The following is a 1,242-nucleotide window of genomic DNA, read 5'->3' as shown; positions in this document are numbered from 1 at the left end:
AAGCAGCAGTGAACAGCACAAAATGAATGAGCATTTTGGTGAAGTCAATGTGTCAGTTCAAATGTTCAAAAATGTACCGATGCAAGTCAAGCTAACGGACGGAAATGAAGAAAAGCGCTTTGGTCTGCCCGAGCGATTTGCAAAAGCGGTAGCAGAACTTCAACGTTTTTCAGATAATGTGGTATTAGAACGAAAATGGAAAGAACAAGGCGTTCGTTACGGAGAGTTATCTGCTATCGGAGACGAAGTTGTAGAAGAGTTAGCAGCAGCATATCCGCAAGAAAGATTAACTCGCCTTGTGGCTAATGCACAAGAAGAAAAAGAAGGCGGAAAAGTTGTACAGCCGCGTAAAACCTATAAAGTTACAGAAGAAATGCTAGAAGACAACGATTGGTCAGTGCGCTATGCCCATTTAGAACAAATGGATCCAACAGAAGCTGATTTAGACGTTTTAAATAAAGCGCTTGATGATGAAAAAGCATCTATTCGCCGCTTAGCTACGGTCTACTTAGGAATGATTGAATCAAAAGCGGTACTGCCTTATTTATACAAAGCATTAAAAGATAAATCAGTCACTGTGCGCCGTACTGCTGGAGACTGCATGTCAGATTTAGGTTTTGAAGAGGGTATTCCGGCAATGTGTGAAGCTCTTGGTGATAAAAACAAGCTTGTTCGCTGGCGTGCAGCTATGTATTTATACGAGGTAGGGGACGAGACGGCTCTTTCTGCATTAAAAGCAGCAGAGAATGATAAAGAATTTGAGGTGGATTTACAAATCAAGCTAGCAATTGAACGTATCGAAGGCGGAGAAGAAGCAAAAGGTTCTGTTTGGAAACAAATGACAGAAAGCAGAAAAGCATAAAAAAAAAGATCATTCACTTGAATGATCTTTTTTTACGACTGTTTTGCAGCGGGAGTTGGAAACTGCATAGGCTGCATGGTGTTATCAATTTTAATAGGCTGATAGCCCGACTGCTTTAAGTAAGTMAAAATAGCAGGAAGGGATTGTGCCGTAAAGGATTTATCATGAAATAAAATGACTGGTGTTCTTCCATTGGAGTTAACCCCTTGAATATGAGGTTCAAGCCCCTGAATAATTCTAGGTGCAGAACGAAGTGCCCAGTCTTCGCTGTCTACATTCCAGTCCCATAATTTAAAGTGGCTTAGCAACTCTGTACGGTGGGGCTCTTTTAAATAAGGAACGCTGCCGTAAGGAACGCGGATTAACTTACTGTCAATACC

Annotated in this window: 2 protein-coding genes; one reads left to right on the top strand and one right to left on the bottom strand. The window is 41.3% G+C overall.

What is annotated here, in order from left to right; translation table 11 throughout:
- On the top strand, nucleotides 1-862 hold an 862-nt coding region (locus tag AC1DRF_RS28490), incomplete at its 5' end, for a virulence factor (RefSeq protein WP_477742372.1).
- A 32-nt stretch (nucleotides 863-894) separates the two neighbouring features.
- Here AC1DRF_RS28490 and AC1DRF_RS28485 read toward each other — a convergent pair.
- Nucleotides 895-1,242: polysaccharide deacetylase family protein (locus AC1DRF_RS28485; protein ID WP_477742371.1), on the bottom strand; the 348-nt coding region annotated here is incomplete at its 5' end.

It is taken from the genome of Priestia sp. P5_B4, from assembly GCF_056400385.1.
This window is presented reverse-complemented; position numbering and strand designations above follow the sequence as displayed.